The organism is Pseudomonas sp. HLS-6 (assembly GCF_002753995.1).
GTDB classification, from domain to species: domain Bacteria; phylum Pseudomonadota; class Gammaproteobacteria; order Pseudomonadales; family Pseudomonadaceae; genus Aquipseudomonas; species Aquipseudomonas defluvii.
This window is the reverse complement of the sequence record NZ_CP024478.1, coordinates 4,489,109-4,505,573: the sequence shown is the minus strand read 5'-3', so window position 1 is coordinate 4,505,573 and position 16,465 is coordinate 4,489,109. Positions and strand designations below refer to the sequence as shown.

Here is a 16,465-nt window from a genome sequence, read left to right as displayed (position 1 = left end):
TGATTATTCGAATAACGTTTCTGGGTGCCCTGACATGATGGACCTGCTGCAACACCTGATTCCTGACTTCGCCCATATGTTCAGCGCCAACCCCAATGGCATCAGTGCCTGGTTCTGGTTGGCCACTGCGCTTGTCTTTGTTTTTTCCCTTTGGGCGCTGGTGGTGCATTACCGCCGCTTCAGCGCGCGGATGCAGGCTCTGCACTCACTGCTGGAAGGGCAGAGCAAGGAGACGCTAGCGCAGAACCGCCGGGAAACCCTACAGAGGGCGGGGGAGCTCAAGGCGCCGAATGTAGGCATGCTCTGGCGTGAGTTCGACGAGAGCCTAGTGCTGTCCTCGGATCAGAAGCAGCTGTTCAACACGCTGGATGCCGAGCACTTCTTCAACCCGCGTACGCTGGCTGGTGGTTTGACGGCCAGCCGGTTGCTGGCGGCAGCGCCAAGCTTTCTGGTGGCCATCGGCGTGCTGGGTACCTTCGTCGGCCTGACCGTTGGTCTGGAAGGGCTGGTAGGCAGCACGGGCGAGATCGAAGCGCTCAAGGGCGGTATCAACAAGCTGATCTCCGGTGCTGCCGTGGCCTTTATGACCTCGGTCTGGGGTGTGCTGTTCAGCCTGCTGCTCAACTTCATCGAGAAGATGTTCGAGCGTGCGGCGCTGCAGGGGATTCAAGCGCTACAGCACGATGTGGATGCGCTGTATCCGCGCATTCCCGCCGAGCAGTCGCTGGTGCACATCGCCGAATACGGCAAGGAGAGCAAGGAGGCGCTGCAGGAGCTGCACGAGCGCATCGGCGAGCGCCTGCAGGAAACCCTGACCGGCATGAACGAGGCGATGCAGACCGCACTCACTGATGCCCTGAACAACATCATGGCGCCGGCCATTCAGACCTTGGTCAGCACCACCAGCCAGCAGTCCACTCAGGTGCTGGAAAGCCTGGTAGGCAACTTTATGGAAGGCATGACCTCGGTTGGCCGTGAGCAGGGCCAGCAGATGCAGCAGGCAGCGGCTAATGTGAATGCCGCCGTGAGTGGCATGAGCGAGCAGCTGAATCAGTTGTTTAGCAGCCTCAGCGAGCAGCAGAGCCAGCAGATGGCGGTGGCGCAGCAGCAAAGCTCGGCCTTCGAGGCGCAATTGCAGCGCATTAGCGGTTCTGCTGATGATCGTCAGGCGCAGATGGAGCAGCGCTTCAGCGAGTTGATGGCGGGCCTGAGCGGCCAGCTACAGAGTCAACTGGGTGCGGCGCAGCAGCGTGACGAAGAGCGCCAGGCGCTGTTCGAGCGGGTATTGGGGCAGGCCAGCAGCAGCCAGACGGCGATGCTGGAGCAGTTCTCCCATTCGACCCGTGAGCAGATGCAGGCGATGGCCGAGGCCGGCAACGAGCGCCATAACAATCTGGAGAAGGTGTTCTCCCGTTTGATGATGAACCTCAACACTCAGCTCGATACGCAGATGGGCGCCGCCGAGCAGCGTGAGCAGGCTCGCGCGCAACGGCATGAGCAGCAACAGGCCGAGCTGCTCGAACGCCAGCAGCTGATGCTGGGCAGCCTGGGGCAGAGCAGCCAGCAGCAGATCAATGCACTCAACGAGGCGGCGGCGCAGCAACAACGTGAATTGCAGAGCACCGTGGACAAGCTGCTGGGTGGCCTGACCACGCAGATCGGCACCCAGGGTGAGCAGGCCGAGGCTCGCGAGCTGGCGCGGCAGGAGCGCTTCCAGCAGCAGCTTGAGCAGGTTGCCCTGCAGCAGCAGGAGTTGCTGGCCGGTTTGGCCAGTGCCGTGCAGGCCACTCAGCAGCAGAGCCGCCTGATGGCGGAGCAGCACCAGCAGTTGCTCGGCCAGCTCAAGCAGGCAACCGAGGCGGCTGCGCAGAGCAGCAAGCATATGGACAGCAGTGCCAATCAGCTTGGCCTGCTATCGACCAACGTGCGCTCGGCCGCCGAACTGTTGGGCCAGCGCCTGGAACAGGTGACTGCACGCATCGAGCAGGCAGGCGGGCAGAACGCCGAACTGGCTGGCCAGCTGCAGCAGCAGGCGACGATCCTGGCGCAGTTGCAGGGCACCCTGCTGGAAGGCGCTCAGCGCTTCGAACAGGCTGCCAGCGAGGCGCGTAACGGCTTTCGCGAGATGAAAACGACCCAGCAGGAATTCCTCGCCGGGGTGCGCCATGAGTTTATCTCGCTGGGTGTGGCGCTGCGTGAGCAGGTCGAGGCGGTGGAGAAGCAGGCCGAGGAGTGGCTGCGTAGCTATGCCGGTGAGGTGCGCGTGCAGACGGATGACCGCATGAACAAGTGGAATGAGGTCTCTCAGAACTATGCGGATCAGATGCACCGCATCGTGCAGAACATGAGCAGCATTCTGGATGAGCTGGAGGCACGCTAATGCGTCTGGGCAAAGCCAAAGAGGTCAGCGTCGACGAGGAAAATCCGTACTGGATGTCCTTCTCGGACATCATGTCGGCGTTGCTAGTGATCTTTATTCTGGCCTCGGTGATTCTGATCCTGCAGTTGATGGAGATTCAGCAGGAGCTGAAGGAGCGGCAGGTTCAGTTCGAGGAAGAAATCGTCGAGCTGAAAAAAGCTGAGCAGGTGCGCCGCACCATTCTGGATGAAGCGGTTGAGGCCCTGCGCCGTCGCGGCATCAAGGTCGAGGTCAGCGAAAATCATACGGTACTGAGTATTCCCAACGATCTGCTCGGGTTCGACAGCGGCGCCTATGACATTCATGCCGCTTACCAGGAACGTGCGCTGGAGATCGGCAAGGTGATCTATGAGGTGATCGCCCGTGATGACAGGATTGAGTATCTCGATACCATCTTCATCGAGGGCCATACCGACAATCGGCCGTTCCCGGGGTTTATGGGCAAGGGCAACTGGGGGCTCTCAACCTTCCGCGCCATTTCTTTGTGGCAGTTCTGGGGCGCTGCCCTGCCAGGTGATGAGCAACTGGCCAGTCTGAACAACAAGGATGGCAAGCCGCTGTTCTCGGTCAGTGGTTACGGTGAAACCCGGCCGGTGGTGGTAGACCAGCAGGCGGAAGAAGACTTCAAGCGTAACCGCCGTATCGACATCCGCTTCACCATTCGCCGCCCGGACAGCGCTCAGTACGAGCAGGTGCGTGAGCGCCTGGAAGAGGTGCAGCCGTGAAGTTGCCCCCGCTGCATATGCCCGTGGTCGAGTGGCCTGCCAGGACAATTGAAGTCTGGCAGACTCTGATCGAAAAGGGGGCCAGGATGGCGGCAGCGACAGGGCAGGGTGATGCGTTCGAGGCAATGCTGGCGCGTTTGCGCGATATGGCCAGCACCGGGCGTTTTGACGGCTTGCCGGCGTTGCTCAAACGCCGGCTTACCGCGCGAGCGCTGACCTGGTTGTGGTTGAACGACGAGGTTATCGGCAGGCGGCTGTTCAGTGTCCGCTTGCTCACTGTGCTGGTGGAGGCGCAGCAGCCGAGGCTGACGCGCATTACTCTGCAGCAACTGGCGCAGTTCTACTTCCGTCGCTTCGACAAGCTGGACGAGCACGAGGGGCTGCGTGAGAAGCTTGAGCAGGTTTTGCTGCAGCAACTGCAATTGTTGCCTGAACCCAGAGTCAGCGGGCCGCAAGCCGATCCGCTGTTAACCCTCAAGCGTGATGGACATTGGTTGTTGCCGCTTGACGGCCCGGTACAACTGGTCGAGCAGGTTCGCGACAGCGGCCATGAGCTGAGTGCAACCTTTGAGGCTCTGGGTCTTCAGGGCTTTGACGATGGGCGCTATGGCGATATCTGCCGGGCGCACTTCTACCTGGAGACCCTGCGAGGGCTTTCGCCCGGTGAGTATGACCCGGTGCTGGACGAACTGCAGAAACCCTCTGTGGCCAAGGCGCCCTACGAGGGCGAGCGGCGAATCGGACATATCGCGCTGGAGATTTTGATCGACCGCGTCGGGCAGGAACCGGGCGATGCCTGGTTGAACTTTATCCTCAATCTGGCTGGGGATCCGCGTATTTCCCGCAACTCGGCCAACTACCGAGAGTGGTGGCAGTTCCTCGGTGACGAGCGGGTGCATAAGGTTCGGGGTTGGTTGTCCAAGGAAGACTTGCGTCTGTTTTTGCAGGCGGTGGAACAGTACGGTATCGAAACTCAGAACGACGATCTGCAGCGAATGTTCCCTGCACGCAAGCAGTTCCTGGAAGGCCTCTTCAAGCTCAAGCTGATCCGCAATACCCGTTTGCTGCTTGGTGGGCGGGCGCAGCATTCAGTCAACCGCATCCTCGGCAAAGAGGTCAAGACCACATTTGCTCGTATGGACGGGCAGATGAACGACAAGGCGGTGATCTATCTCGATTGCGGAGATTTCCACCTGGTCGAGGGCTCGCACAGCTTCAGAGTTTGGGTTTATCTCGCCTCGCCGGGCGAGGCTCTGCGCTCCTATGAGCGCTCAAGTTTCAGTCACGCTGATCTGACCACGGCTATTCCTCAAGCCTATAAGCTGCTTTATCCCAGCCTGCCCTATGATGCCTTCACGCATCACCCGCCGCTTTCCTGGCAGAACAGAGTGTTCAGCTTCCTGGCTGATAACGGTATCGCTCTGGATATCGAGCAGTTGCTCAATCGCAGTGACTACCAGTCTTACCTGCGCAAGTTTGGTATGCCTGTGGTCAATGCCAGGCGTACGGCAGTGCCGCCTCCTCGACAGGTAGATTCTCCTGCAGAGCCGGCGCGTTCCGCTGCTGACAGGACTGAGGCGACAATGCTGTCAGCGCCTCAGGGGCGTGCGCCTGTAGCACAGGTAACGAGAGAATCCAGAGCTACTCCTGCACAAGAACCATTGGCTTCGCGTGCTGTGACGCCTTCTCCGTCTTCTTCAGTAAGGCAAGGCACTCAGCAGCATTATCCCGTAGTGCCGCGCTATGTAAGTCCTTCCGTAGTGAATGCTCCTGTCACGGCGCCTCCGATGCAGGCAAGCGAAGGACGGCTGGCAGGGTTGAAACCCTCGGCCCTGAAGATACTGCGCTACTTTGTGGATAACCCAGGCGATAAAGTCCGCTATGCGGCGAATGTGTTCGGTGTCGATACGCGAGAAATCAATCAGATCTTGTATGGCCCATTGAAGGACATGTGCGTGCGTGATGAGCAGTACGGCTGGACGGTGAATGAGGCAGCACGTCTCGCGCTTGAGGCATTGGATGAACAGGAAGGGGCCGAATAGATGGGGTTGATGGATATTTTCCGCTCGCTCATCGGTGAGCGGGATGGCGCGCTGAGTACTCAGCAGGGCTTTCAGTCGCAACCGGACTCCAATGGCTTGAACTTCTTCATGCCCATGCCGGCCTTCCAGGCGTTGCAAACTGGGCAGGGTAGTGCGCTGGCAAAAGTACAGTTGATCGTGTTCAACATGCTGACTGAGCAGGGCATTGCTGAAACCACCGCTAACGGTTTCCACATCGGTGCCGAAGATGTTTCGGGGATGGACCTTGAGCAGGCGGAAATCCTGCGCTTGCCAAGGCGCTTGCCGGGGCGCTTTCTGACCTCGATCAGTGGACGCACAGGCAACAGTGGTTTTCGTGTGGCGATCACCTTGGAAATGCCGGATGGCGCTGCCAGCTTCACACGCAAAGGCCCTTATTTGTTCCTGACCAGCAGTGAGTGCTACTGGCTGACGCCGGCTGAAATGATGGGTTTGCAGGCCTGGGAGCGGCATGAGGCGCTGCTGCCGGAGCAGCGTGGTGAGGCGGCCAATCTGCGTTTGATGGCTGAACTGCAGACCGCCGCACGCAGCGGTATGCGCATTGACCTGAGCCACTTCGAGCGGCTGGATGTGGTGGTGCCGGAGAACATCGGGGTTATCGCCACGCGTTTGCCAGATGGCAGCCTTCAGCTCTGCCCTAGCCTGGGGGATGGCTCCACTGCTGATCAGTTGGAGAAACGCTGGTCGCAGTTGGACATGACGGCCGATGGCGGCGTGCTGCGGATTGACAATCGTGTGCTGTTGCTGGATCAGGCGAGGATGGAGGGTATCCGCAATGTGCTGGCGAACAAGCGTATTCCGGCTAACCAGGTAAACGAGTTTATTGCGACGCCCACGGCGTTTCTCGATGCTGCGCTGGTCAATCTGGAGGTGGGCTTCTCCGCCCGGGTTGCGGGCATCGGCAAGCTTCAGCACATGGACTTCGGCGCGCTGGATGCAACTAAGAATGACTGGTTTGCACTGGACAAACGCCCGGCACCTGCCGCTATTCTGGGCAAGCTGATTCAGTCTCCCGAGGATTTGCAGCGCTTCGAAGGGGTACTGCAGGCGGCTAATGAACAGGGCGCGACGAGTGTGGCGTTTGCTGGCGAGGTGATCGATATCTCCGATGCCCCGGCCGTTCAGCAGGAGCTGGCCAAGGCTCGCCAGAACATGCACCCGGTCAGCGATAGCGAATCGCGTGACGAGGAGTACGAGCCCCCGGAAGGCAAGGAAAAGGTCGGGGTCATTCTCAAGGATGTCGACGAGATAAATTCTGCACTGTTGCACAAGGCGGCGGCTGCAACGCCGTTGACTGTGCCCGACTGGTCGGTTTATGCCCGGCAGCCGTTCCCTCATCAGCGTGAGGGGATCGAGTGGATGTTGAAACTGATGGGCGCTGCGTTGCAGGATGAAGCGGATGACCTGTATCGCCTGCAGGGTGGTCTGTTGGCTGATGACATGGGCCTCGGCAAGACCTACATGTCGCTGGTTACGGTCGGGGAATATCTGGCCAGTCAGCGCGCGGCTGACAAGCCACAGAAACCAGTTCTGGTGGTGGCGCCGCTGAGCCTGCTGGAAAACTGGGAGGATGAAGTCGACAAGACTTTCGCCGGCATTCCGTTCCGCGATGTGGTGGTGCTGCAGTCGGGGCGGAGTCTGCGCGACTATCGCGTCAACGGTGCTGAGCGCGAATCGGTGCAGTTGGCGTCTATGATCGATGACAGCAGTGGCATGGTGGATGAGCAGAGCATTCGCTATGCGCTGCATGTAGGGCCGGAAGCTGGTGTGCATCGTCTGGATATGGATCGCCGCTTGGTACTGATGACCTACCAGACCCTGCGCGATTATCAGTTCTCTCTGTGCCGTATCGACTGGGGCATGGTCATCTTCGACGAGGCGCAGAACATCAAGAACCCCAATGCGCTACAGACTATTGCGGCCAAAGGGCTCAAGGCGGATTTCAAACTGCTGGCAACCGGCACGCCGGTGGAAAACAGCCTGGGCGATTTCTGGTGCCTGATGCATACGGTGCAGCCCGGTTTGCTGGGGGGCTGGGAAAACTTCCGCGATACCTGGATCAAGCCGATCCTGGCTGCCAGCGATGATGAGCGAGATGAGGTCCGGGCGCATTTAGGCGAGCAGCTGCGGCGTGCGGTTGGCATATTTATGCTGCGGCGGGTGAAAGAGGATCAGCTCAAGGGCCTGCCAACCAAGACCATTCTCAGTGGTGTCGAGCAAGCTGATCATGGCTTGCAACGGCATGCGACGCAGTTGGGTGTGGTGATGAAAGGCATCCAGTTGCAGACCTACGATGAAGTCCTCAACAGCTACCGGGCGCGACGTGCGAGTGCTGAGGATATGCGGGGTACCGCACTGGCGGCATTGACTCAGCTGCGCTCGATTTCCCTGCACCCACGCCTGGAGAATGAGCCGGCGCTGTACAGCGAGGACGGCAAGCAAGCGCGGCAATTGATGATGGAGTCCGGCAAGCTGGCGGTGATGCTGCAGTTGCTCGATGAGATCCGTAGCAAGGGTGAAAAGGTCATCCTGTTCATGATGACCAAGCGTCTGCAGCGAGTCCTCAAGCTCTGGCTTGATCAGATCTATGGCTTGAGTGTATCTGTGATCAATGGCGATACCAAAGCGGTCGCGACACGTGCGGAAGACATGACGCGAAAGCGGCTGATTGCCGAATTTGAAGCCCACAGCGGTTTCAATGTGCTGATCATGTCGCCAGTCGCTGCGGGGGTCGGTCTGACCGTGATCGGGGCCAATCATGTGGTGCATCTGGAGCGCCACTGGAACCCGGCCAAGGAGGCGCAGGCATCTGACCGGGTTTACCGGATCGGCCAGACCAAACCGGTGTTCATTCACCTGCCTGCTGTCACTCATCCCCAGTTTGATTCGTTCGATGTGCACCTTGACCGCTTGTTACGCGGAAAACTGATGCTCAAGGATGCCGTTGTGACACCGGAGTCGGTCAGTGAGGGGGAGATGATTCAGTCGATGGGCCTTTAAAGAATCTGTATGGGCGAGCTGAAAGGGGGACAGGTTTATTGATCGGCAGCCCTAACCAGAAAAGCCAATCGATCTCCACGTAAGTTGAAGTTTCAGAGTTTAAGGTCATTGCTTCCCACTCGTATTTTAGGGGCGTCACTATCGCTTAGGACATAGCCCTTCTCTTGAGGCTTGGCGGCTTTGACTTTGAAGTCCGAGAGGCGGGTGGCTTGAGCGCACATGCGGTATTCCAAAAATTACCAGTAGATGACTTGGAATACCGGATTTCGTGGACCTTGCTGGACGCTATCGGATCGTGATGACGCTGAAAGCCCCGTATTTACTGGGTATCAGGCACAAAAAAGACGTCCGTGGACGTCTTTGATTGATCATTTGGGACAGGGGATTTGAATCTGTTCAGTAAGTTATTGATTTATAAAATATATAACGATTTTAATTTTTACTTGGAATACCAGTTGGAATACTGCACTCCACTTGACCACCCGTTTGCATTCGATCTGACCAGCACGTTTCGTAACCATGATTGGCAGTGAACTGCCCATAGCTGCCGGTGGTGACAGGAAGAAATCGGCCGGTTGTGTCGAAAAGTTCGTCCCGGCCTGACTAACGATGCAATGAGTGGTGAAAACACCTCTTTTGCACGCTGTAACGTAAAATCTGAGCCCTGAACCTTCTGCGAGAAACACGGATTTCAATCTCAGACTCGTAAATTAATGCCGTGGAAACCAAAGCCGACTTTTTCAACAAGATCGGCTAAGAACGGACGGTTGACCTAGGTCCGCTTTGCGCTAATTGGGTAAAGGCCGTATCGGCCCTTACCATGAATACGCGTGAACGTGATGGGTTCGAGCGCTTCCGCTGTTTCTGGTTTGATCGGTTCGTTTTCGAGAACGATGACTTGTCCGCGCCCACGCCAAGTCGCCATCCAACCATAGAACCGGTCAATGACCGTCGAAGGCAGCACCTCATGCTCTTCGGTCGAGTCCGGATCGGCGTACGTCTTCAGCGGCGAATCGAGCACGACGACGCCGAGATGCGGGTGCCCTTTCTCAAGCGCGTGTTCCATGAGCGCGACCACCAGAGAGGACAGGTACAGGCCTCTCACACCGGCGCCGTAGCTGAGGCGAGAACGGTCGTCGATACGCAGATCGCAAGATCCGTCTTCGAGAGCGATGTTCTGGATGGCAGTGAAACCCCAAGTATTCAGCAACTCCTTTGCGCGGTTGGCCACCTCACGGCCAAACGTACCGCTCTCGCGAGTCACATTGATACGTTTGCGCACGCTTGCCTTTTTTAGGCGATCAATTTCTGCCGTCAGGTGCTGTATCTCGTCGAAATTACTCAGCTGCTCGGACAGCTCTGAACGTCGCAACGCCAATGTCTTTGGATTGGCAGTGAACTCGACGCGGACGTTCTGGAGCACCATCGCTTCGCGGTTCTGCAGCACGTTGAGGGCAGCATCCAGATTCGAAGTCTTTGCTTTGAGATCTTGGTAGCGGCCTCGTTCATGTTGGAGTGCAGCGAGTAAGCCCACGCGGAGAGCACGAATTTTTTCTGCTTCAGCGGCGATGGCTGCTCGGTAGCGACTTGGCGCCGCGGGGCGCAGATCGTTAGGGTCCACTTGGCTTTCTGCCGGGGTTCCGCACAATGGGCAATCTACAGTCGGTAGTTCCTGGAAGAACGCGACGCCTTCATTAGTACCTCCAAGGCGAGCTTGGTCGTTCGCGTACTTCTTGTCGAGCAGCTCGAAGCGGCCAATCATGGACTGCGTGTGATTCCGCTCGTTCTCAACCTGGCGTAATCCATCGGACGTTTCAGCAAGCTGCCTGCGCAAGTCCTTCAGCGCGGAAGCACGCGCGTCGTATTGGCTCGTCATTGCCGAGAGGGCTGTATCCACCCGCTCCAGCGCCTCTGCCACCTCGTGGCGCCTCAGGTCTTTCGGCATAAGGGTTTCGATGCGCTTCAGGGCAGTTTCGGCAGCCTGTAGCTCGCCGCGGGCACGTTCAGCGTCTGTTGCGGACTTCCGCAGTTGGATGGCCGAATCATCGGTGCCTGTCAAAAACAAGTGGAACGCCGCTTCATGCTTCGATGCGGCATGCCCGCTGCCAGCACTGGGTTGCTTGGCAGGGATGTCGGACTGCGACCACAACGACCAGTGGCGAAGATCGTCGCCCGTTACGGCACCACGCTTGCTGTGATTGCGAAGAATTTGTTTGCCACTCGCGCCGCACAACGCTACGAGTAACTCCCCGAGGTCTTGATCCAGCGGTTCGAACGCTTGATCCTCAGTGTCGCCGAGCACGCGCGTGTAAACGGCGGCGCCTCCGCCAGACATCCCGCGGCGTACTTCGTATTCGCCGTCGGCTGCATTAAACCGCAGGCGGAATTCCTGGTAGCCCTGCGTCAGCGGGAATGATTCGGGAAGGTCGTTACCTCCCAGCATGTACCAAAGGCAGTCGTAAATATAGGACTTGCCAGTCTCGCTGGGGCCTCGAATCAGCTGTCGCCTGTGGTGGAATAGGACCTCGGCGATCTCGCGATCTGGTCCGTGGACTGACAGCGACGTGAGAACTATGCCCATGCGCCACCTCCATTTCGCGCCATCAATTCGAGTTCTGCGCCCCACAGGTGACCGCTCGCGGCGAATTGGGCAGTCAGTGCGGAGGAGTCGGCTTGACCATAGCGCTCGGCTGCCCATGCGCAGCGCTGCTCCAATTCACGCAAGTAGCTTGACGTCAAAGCGCCCGTCATCGTCCTCGCGACCTCGCCCGCGAAGTAAGTGATGCCATCTGTGTCCCATGTGGCCGTCACCAGGCCTCGCGTGCTCATGAGGTAGAGCCCTTGCTCAATCAGCTCGCGCCTGCTCATGAGTTCTGCTCCGCGGAATGGAATGGGAGTGTGTAGGCTGCTCGGCCCGTTCAGATCCGCGGAGTACACAATGGCATAGTCCAGCAGCACCAGCTTCTGAAGGTCCGACCCGTGCGGCAGGAGTGCCTGTAGGAGATAGACCATGCGGATGCCGAGTTCAAATGGTGAATTGAACACAGGCAACGCGTGTCGTTTTACTTGACCCACTGGAGCCTCCTCTGGTTTGCTAAGTGGTGGCAGGTGCCCGGCAGGTCGCCGGGCCGCAGCTTAGGAGCCAGCGGACTGTCATTGACGACCAACTGTTGCGCACCCTCGGTGCCAGCCTCGAGTCGGTCCAGACCGGTCTTATGCCGAGGGCTCTTGATCTTAGGCTTGATGCCCGTCAGCACCATGCCCAACAGCGCCTCGAACTCAGCCTCGCCATAGGTGTCCCGACTGAATGTCTTCAAACCTTCGGCGCAGTAGAACAGTGCGCGCTGACTCTGGAAGTGCTCACCGCAGGAGTCCGAGGCCATTAGTTCATCCAGCGTCAAGCCCTTGCCGGTTAGTTCGGAATAGACCTTCAGCAATTCTTCGATGTAGACCTGCTCATGTACTGTGGGGGCGACGGGGGCCAAGGGATCATCACCGCGCTGACCCTCAAAACCAAACAACTCGAAGTGCGCCTTCTGATCCAGCGCATGCCACTCCAGGATGTCTCGTGTCTGGCACTCCGCGATGTTCTTGAAATCGAAGGCCAGGACTAACTGTTCGAGTGCCGGGGTTAGCTCTGTAGCGCGTCCCTTGAGCCCGGTCTTCCCCGCCCTCCAGTCATCCAGCAAGCGCTGCTTGAACTCGTCGGGTTTGCTCAGAAGGTTGTGAAGGTCATTGCCCACGCCGCGCGGCGCACAGAGGTAGTAGTACCGCGGCGCAGGGTAAGTCTTTGCCTCCAAGTGCTTGAAGAATTTGACCAATTCTTTGAATACGTCGGTAGGCGTCAAGGCGTGGTTGTAATGTTTGCCTTGAAAGAGATCCCATTGCCTCTCGGACAAAGCGGACACTAGACGAGCTTCGACATCGCGCCCACCGTCGCCTGCGCCGCCCAGTTGTTTGACGAATACGTATTTCGCATCGCCACCCAAAGGACGATTGCGACATGCGTCCTCAATGAGCTTTTCCCATTGGTCGGCGTGAATGAGCAAGACTTGGGATGAAGGAGGAATGACGCCGCGCTTTACCGCAAAGCGGTTCCTCCGCATCAGCTTCTGAGTCGGATTAGTTTCCATACGATCGGGTGCCGCGCTCTTAAGCGGTGGCAGCCGAGCCTCCATATTTGCGTCGTTGGCACGCAGCAGAATCCGGAATCGATCCAGATTGCGCCAATTTGTTCCACTGGCGCGATAGTGCCATAAGTAAGCGACCCCTCCACGGATTTTTAGCACGCTCCTCTACTGGCCCAGGCTGAACCGGTTGCTGCCAAGCGGGGATCGGGAAAGGGATGGAGACTTCACTGCGGGCGTGATTTATTACGCCGCTCAGGAACAGCGCCATATTGAAGCGCCTGGTCACACTCGACCTCCAATGTAGGCCGAAACCACATCGATCCGGTTATACCTGAGCTCAAGGCTGATCTGTTAGCGCGCCTGTTGATCAAGGTCGCGGTCAATGCGATAGCAGTGGCCATCATTGATCGGTGCAGCGTGGCCCGTGAGCTGTTCGTAACGCTCGCAGGCGTAGGCCGCTCGCAGTTCATGAAAACCCTTCAGCCCGTATTCATGCAGCGTTTCGCGGGCGGGGAGTACGGTCTGTTACAGGAACGCGGCGTAGCTTTCGTCTCGGGCCAGCAAGTTGCGGCTGCTGGTCGGCGACGCCTTACGAGCCAACTGCAGCGCCGCTTTCACCGCTTCATTGGCCACGATCCATCGCGGCGCGGAAGCCCCTGAGGGGCCGCCTTTGGTGCCGTCCTGAATGTTGATGCGGCCGAAGTGTTCGGCTTCGCGGTGCAATCGTGGCAGGTCCGCCAGGATTGCTTCGCGCAGGCGCATACCGGTTGTTCGAGCCAATAGGACAATCGCGGCCACCCGCTCGTGGTGCTGTTCGCCAAGTACCTCAAGCACTCGCTGCACCTGTTGGCGGTCTTGGCCATCTGGCGCGCGGGTGCGTACGGTCGAGCGCTTCTGTCCCAACGCCTGACTCGGGCTGGCGATCCTCACGTCCTGATCACCGCGCAGCGCAGCGAGGGTGCGGTTTACGCTGCTCAGGCGGTTCTGCGCGGTGGCGATGCAGAGTTCACCTTGCTGGATCTGCTGGCGCAGATATGCGGCGTAGTCTTGGAGCGTCTGTCGATCGATCTGGCGCGCATCGTTGTAACCGGGACCGTCCTCTGATCGACACCAACGCACGAACGCTCGCCAGCGATCGCTATGCGCTTTGACCGTGGCAAAGTGGCCGCCGGCAAACAAATCCTTTAGCGCTTGTGAACCGGCATAGCTCAGCTGGCGGCCATAGCCAAAGTTGCGACCATCACGTCGACTAATCAAGGTCATCGTCATCACCGTTTTCGTTTGTTTGCAGAAAAAGAAGCAGGGCTTTCCAGTGGGGGCTGAACCTGTCCACCTGCTGCCAGTGTGTTGGGCGGATCAGGAGGGCGTTCTCCTGGTGTTCTAGCCGTGCCCCTTCCTCACGCAGTTGCTCGATCAACAGGGCGATGTCGGCGGGGGCAAGAGGTGGTGTGGCGACAGTGGCGACAACCCGCTTCATTCTTGGCCTGGCGCGTGGCGACAAGGTGGCGACACGCCGTGTTTCTGATTGCGATTGATGTTGCGCCTGGTAGCAGCGCACCGCGTCATTGAGGCGAAACATGGCGGACCTCGAAAGTTTTGGCATCGCGACTGTTCAGCCAGTTATGCGTGATCAACTCGACGAGCAGTTTGGCGGTGTGATGGCTGCTCTTGCGTGCAAAACGAGGGCCGTTGCGATTGAGATCGCGGGTAGTGAATTGGGTCCAGCCTTTTTGCGTCAGCCAGCGCAGCAGTCGATCCGCATCCTCACGTAAAGTGTTGATTGGCTCTTGTTCGGTCAGGCGTTGGATCTCCGCCAGGTAGTAATCCATCAGTGTTGAGGCGCGTTGAATATGGGCATCACTCACTACACTCGTATCTTCAGTAACCGCGAGCACACCGGCGATGCGCAGCACATTGGTCGCCGCTTTTCCTGCGACGGATTGGACGCCCGCCAGCTCACCGAACTCGCCAGACTGGCATTCGATGGTGTCGTGAATATCAATCCAGGCAGTGCGAGCGCTGGGCGTCAGTTCCAGCTTAGCGGGGTTAAATGAACCGTCTTTGTCCAGCGACAATCGCTTATCCAGCAGGGAGGTGATGCGCGTTTGGTAGCGCTGGACCTTGGTATCTCGCGTCAGTTCGACTGCCTTGTACAAGCGCCGGCGACCAGACGTTCGGGCCAACTGATCAAGCAGCGGCTCAGGATGCCTTGGCCATTGATCATCCGGTCTTTGAGCAGTTGGTTGGAGACTGCATTGGCTGATGAGACCAGCGCCGCGAGATCCTGAGTCGGTAGCGGCAGGCAGTTATGCGATGACCGGGCATGCCTGACTGTCAGTCAGGTACAGTCCATTCCGTGGGCTGCGTGCGGCACCATCTCCTCATCGCTGCTGCGGGTGACACGGGCGTGATCTGCCGTAGCCGTACGGTGGATAACTTTGCGACGATCACGTTGGGCGTGACTGCGCGCCTAATTGGAAGCGAGCGCGCATGGGCAGGGAGCACCAGGGTATGGCGTAGCCTTAAAGGTCCTGGCTACCTGGCCTGATGACCGCTTGCCGTATTTTTTGTAAGCCCCTGAGGGCGCGAAGGCAAAGCCTTCCTGTCCTCAGGGGCTTGGCTCTAAAAGCCCAGCGACAGCAGAAAAATAGTGGCGACTGTCGCCACGGGGGAAATACGGGAGGCTTTTTGCTCTGGCCTGACGGATATCGAAGAGGGCAAACTTTCGAGATGTTCCGCGCCACTGCTGCCTATGAAAGTTGCACGGCGTCGTGAGATGGGCCGTAAGAGGTCAATTTACCGACTGAGTCCGTTGGCATGCTCGACTGATGGCATCAGCACTGGCATATCCCGCCATTGAATCCAGGCGGTGTTTTGCCAATGCAAAAGACTCACGGAACGACCCGCCCAATGCAGTGTGGTGAGCGTTGGCCCATTCTCTGCTGTGGAGGCTGTGGTTCTTCGTAGTGCGGGGATGACGTCATGCGTCAACCACTGCCGAAGGTTTCGATTTTCAGGGATCTGGTGATAGATCATGAGCGCATACATGCCGGACTCGCTCACCATCAACGTATCCTGAATTTCCCCGTGGTAGTTCAGCGAGAGAACACGATATTGGTCGGTGTCGAGTTTGCGAATGAGGCGCTCGTTCAGGGAGTAGCCCATAAGCCTGCCGAGATCAACAACGCTAAACCAGGCTTGAGCATCGAGTATCAATGCATGGATGAAACGATTGTTGCGCGTGAACCGCATGGGTTCGAAATGCTCGTTCATTTTTGAATTGTCCGCTAGAGGTGATAACACCGCCTCCTGACGCCAATCAGGGTGGGCGGAACCGTATGGGTTGGCGTACCGGCTAGTCGGACCCCGGCGCATCCGAAGATGCCCACATACGGCCCGCCCATAACAGGCAGCCACATGCAGGACACGAAAAAGCCGCGACAGCGGCTTTTGTGTCTTCCGAACCAGACAGGACGCCAATCCTGTATCGCTAATGGGTAGCGATGCATAGACCTTACTGCTTGATGCCTGCAAGAGCAAGGTCCTGGAGGTGCTGGTGCTCGGCATTGCAAGCATCCGACCAGCGAACCTTGCACCGCTATACTGCCTTGCCGAATGTTTTTGCCATGTACACGATCATCGAAACCGAAATATTCAAGCGTTACGCCGAATCAATCTGGCGTTATGACGAGCGCCAGGAATTCATCACTTGGTTGGCGGCAAACCCGCTGGCTGCTGATCGCTTACACCAAGGCGAAGTTCGACAACTTGCCGACAGCCTTCCTGAATCAATTGAAAGAGGAAATCAGTAATGGACCATGAAATGGAAAGCTTTCAGAAGGACTTGCTGGCTTCGGTACGTCAAATGAAGGCTGGCAAGGCCGCACGCACAACCGAGGTGAAGCTTTCGGCTGCGGCTGAGGCCCGGGCCAAAGTCGGCGTGTCTCAAAGTGCATTTGCGGAGCTACTGGGCGTCAGCCTGCGCACGCTGCAGGATTGGGAGCAAGGTCGTCGGCGACCTGCCGGTGCGGCACAGACCCTGTTGCGGGTTGCCAGCCAGCACCCGGAAGCGTTGCGAGACCTCCAGGCCATCTGACAGCCCGTTCCATC

The 16,465-nt window shown here is 58.3% G+C and carries 10 protein-coding genes and 4 pseudogenes; 6 read left to right on the top strand and 8 right to left on the bottom strand.

Annotation, left to right across the window (positions count from 1 at the left end; all coding sequences use genetic code 11):
* The first annotated feature begins 34 nt into the window (after window positions 1-34).
* Genes zorA through CS390_RS21155 form a run of 4 tightly spaced genes read left to right on the top strand, consistent with a single transcriptional unit; the run spans window position 35 to window position 8,225 of the window.
* Window positions 35-2,380, top strand: a complete 2,346-nt coding sequence (zorA, locus tag CS390_RS21170) for an anti-phage ZorAB system protein ZorA (protein WP_099775864.1) — start codon at window positions 35-37, stop codon at window positions 2,378-2,380.
* On the top strand, window positions 2,380-3,144 hold the full coding sequence (locus CS390_RS21165; RefSeq protein ID WP_099775862.1) for an OmpA family protein: 765 nt from the start codon (window positions 2,380-2,382) through the stop codon (window positions 3,142-3,144). The genes zorA and CS390_RS21165 overlap by 1 nt, the downstream gene beginning before the upstream one ends.
* Window positions 3,141-5,186 carry an EH signature domain-containing protein gene (locus tag CS390_RS21160; protein WP_099775861.1) on the top strand — a complete coding sequence of 682 codons (2,046 nt, stop codon included), beginning with the start codon at window positions 3,141-3,143 and terminating at the stop codon, window positions 5,184-5,186. The genes CS390_RS21165 and CS390_RS21160 overlap by 4 nt, the downstream gene beginning before the upstream one ends.
* Entirely contained in the window at window positions 5,187-8,225 is a 3,039-nt protein-coding gene (locus tag CS390_RS21155) for a DEAD/DEAH box helicase (protein ID WP_099775859.1), read from the top strand.
* Window positions 8,226-8,320: 95 nt separating this feature from the next.
* Here the strand turns inward: CS390_RS21155 and CS390_RS25445 are convergent.
* The 8 genes and pseudogenes from CS390_RS25445 to CS390_RS21115 form a co-directional block, all read right to left on the bottom strand.
* Window positions 8,321-8,446 (bottom strand): annotated as a pseudogene (locus tag CS390_RS25445) (integrase); the annotation flags it as partial.
* Window positions 8,447-8,997: 551 nt separating this feature from the next.
* Window positions 8,998-10,806 carry a hypothetical protein gene (locus tag CS390_RS21145; RefSeq protein ID WP_099775857.1) on the bottom strand — a complete coding sequence of 603 codons (1,809 nt, stop codon included), beginning with the start codon at window positions 10,804-10,806 and terminating at the stop codon, window positions 8,998-9,000.
* Window positions 10,797-11,300, bottom strand: a complete 504-nt coding sequence (locus CS390_RS21140; RefSeq protein WP_218195290.1) for an ABC-three component system middle component 2 — start codon at window positions 11,298-11,300, stop codon at window positions 10,797-10,799. The genes CS390_RS21145 and CS390_RS21140 overlap by 10 nt, the downstream gene beginning before the upstream one ends.
* Window positions 11,288-12,358: an ABC-three component system protein gene (locus CS390_RS21135; protein ID WP_177442426.1), complete on the bottom strand. Its 1,071-nt coding sequence runs from the start codon at window positions 12,356-12,358 to the stop codon at window positions 11,288-11,290. Before CS390_RS21135 ends, CS390_RS21140 begins: the two co-directional genes overlap by 13 nt.
* 279 nt (window positions 12,359-12,637) lie before the next feature.
* A pseudogene (locus tag CS390_RS21130) lies at window positions 12,638-13,618 on the bottom strand (integrase domain-containing protein).
* Window positions 13,605-13,934, bottom strand: coding sequence for a hypothetical protein (locus CS390_RS21125; RefSeq protein ID WP_099775854.1), 330 nt, complete (start codon window positions 13,932-13,934; stop codon window positions 13,605-13,607). Before CS390_RS21125 ends, CS390_RS21130 begins: the two are co-directional and overlap by 14 nt.
* Window positions 13,918-14,606: pseudogene (locus tag CS390_RS21120) on the bottom strand (DUF3987 domain-containing protein); the annotation flags it as partial. The gene CS390_RS21125 and the pseudogene CS390_RS21120, both read right to left, overlap by 17 nt.
* A 545-nt stretch (window positions 14,607-15,151) precedes the next feature.
* A complete protein-coding gene (locus CS390_RS21115) occupies window positions 15,152-15,628 on the bottom strand; it encodes a Bro-N domain-containing protein (RefSeq protein ID WP_099775853.1) in 477 nt (158 codons plus the stop codon).
* A 353-nt stretch (window positions 15,629-15,981) separates the two neighbouring features.
* On the opposite strand from CS390_RS21115, the pseudogene CS390_RS21110 reads away from it, so the two are divergent.
* Both CS390_RS21110 and CS390_RS21105 read left to right on the top strand, forming a co-directional pair.
* Window positions 15,982-16,177: pseudogene (locus CS390_RS21110) on the top strand (hypothetical protein).
* Window positions 16,167-16,451 carry a DNA-binding transcriptional regulator gene (locus CS390_RS21105; RefSeq protein WP_177442425.1) on the top strand — a complete coding sequence of 95 codons (285 nt, stop codon included), beginning with the start codon at window positions 16,167-16,169 and terminating at the stop codon, window positions 16,449-16,451. The pseudogene CS390_RS21110 and the gene CS390_RS21105 overlap by 11 nt, the downstream one beginning before the upstream one ends.
* The last annotated feature ends 14 nt before the right edge of the window (window positions 16,452-16,465 follow it).